The 1,715-nt window shown below is 60.3% G+C and carries 1 protein-coding gene; it reads left to right on the forward strand.

What is annotated here, in order from left to right; translation table 11 throughout:
* Window positions 1–1,715 (forward strand): glycoside hydrolase family 99-like domain-containing protein (locus P792_RS37260; protein WP_161630794.1); only part of this gene is annotated, 1,715 nt, incomplete at both ends.

The following is a 1,715-nucleotide window of genomic DNA, read 5'->3' on the forward strand; positions in this document are numbered from 1 at the left end:
GTGGGCTAATGAAAGCTGGAGCCGCCGTTGGGATGGCAGCGAGACGGACGTGCTCATCGCACAGGATTATCGGGAGGAGGATGACGAGGCTCTGATAGACGACCTCGCCCGTCATATGCGTGACCCCAGGTACATCCGGCTCGAGACGCACCCTCTTTTCATGATCTATCGTCCGGGAACGATCCCGGAGGCATCCTCGCGCATCGACAGATGGCGCGAGCTGTTTAAGGCCCGTCATAACCTCAGCCCGATCATGATCATGGCCCAGGCCTTTGACGATCATGATCCACGACCGTTCGGGCTCGACGGTGCCATCGAGTTCCCTCCTCACAAGCTCACGCTCGACTGCACACCCATCGAAAACCGGGTGCAGATCCTCGACGAGGACATGACGGCCCGTGTGTACGACTATGCCGAGCTTGTTAGCAAAGCACTCGCCGACCCGGCACCCGAGTTTCCACGCATTCGCACAGTCTGTCCGTCATGGGACAACGACGCGCGGCGTCAGGGTGCCGGTCTCGTCCTCCATGGCTCGACGCCACGGCTTTACGAGGGGTGGTTGAGTGAGACCATATGCCAGGCACGGGCGCATCCGTTTCATGGCGAGGCCATCGTATGCGTGAATGCTTGGAACGAGTGGGCCGAAGGGGCCTATCTGGAGCCCGACATCCATTTCGGCTCTGCCTATCTAAATGCGACAGCCCGGGCTGTGACCGGTTTTCAAAGCTCCTTCGCGCCCCATCGCCTGCTGCTCATCGGACATGACGCGTTTCCAGCCGGGGCGCAGATGCTGCTGCTCTCCATCGGAGAAACCCTGCGCCGCAATCATGGCCTAGAAATCACCTTTATCCTGCTTGGTGGTGGCGACCTTCTCGGGCGCTACCGACAGGTCGGGACGGTCGAGATACTCAAGCCCAATACCAAGGCGGGACGGGAACGGCTTCAATCCCTGCACGACGAGGGGTTCACCAACGCGCTGGTCAATAGCGCCGCCTCCACCTGGCTGGTACCAGATCTCGCCAGCGCCGGGATCGAGTTCACGCAGCTCATCCACGAGTTGCCGGGAATGCTCAAGCATCACCATCTGGACGCCCCGCTGGCAACGGCCCGCCTCCTGGCACGGTCTGTTATTGTTCCGGGCGCTCAGCTCACGCGTCTTTGCCCCGAGGCCGTCATTATGCCGCAGGGTCTTTACAACCCGGTCGTCTTTTCCGAGGCAGACCGTCGTCGTGTGCGACTTGCCTATGGGATAGGCAGCGATGCGCTGGTCGTGACCGGCATCGGCTTTGGCGATATCCGCAAAGGCTTCGACCTGTTCCTTCAGCTCTGGCAGATGATCAGAAGCCCAGTCTTTCACGACGCACGTGCCAATCCTCTAGGGGCCAAGAACAACAGTGAAGGATGCAACGACCTGACTGGTCAGACGCGGCCTGTTCATTTCATCTGGGTCGGTGCCATTGATGAAACCCTGTCGCGCGCGCTCTCGGCTGATCTCGAGGCGGCTCAGGTCACGCATTGCTTCCACCTTCCCGGGCGCGTCGAGGATGTGGGACCGTTCCTCTCTGCCGCTGATTTATTCACCCTGACATCACGCGAGGATCCCTATCCCTCGGTGGTGCTGGAAGCTCTGGCTTCTGGCCTTGCCTGCATGGCATTTGCCCGAAATGGCATGATACCGGATCTGCTCGATGACCTGATACGTGAAGGCGATGGGC

The sequence above is a fragment of the Asaia sp. SF2.1 genome (assembly GCF_000505765.1).
In the GTDB taxonomy this organism is placed as follows: Bacteria; Pseudomonadota; Alphaproteobacteria; order Acetobacterales; family Acetobacteraceae; genus Asaia; species Asaia bogorensis.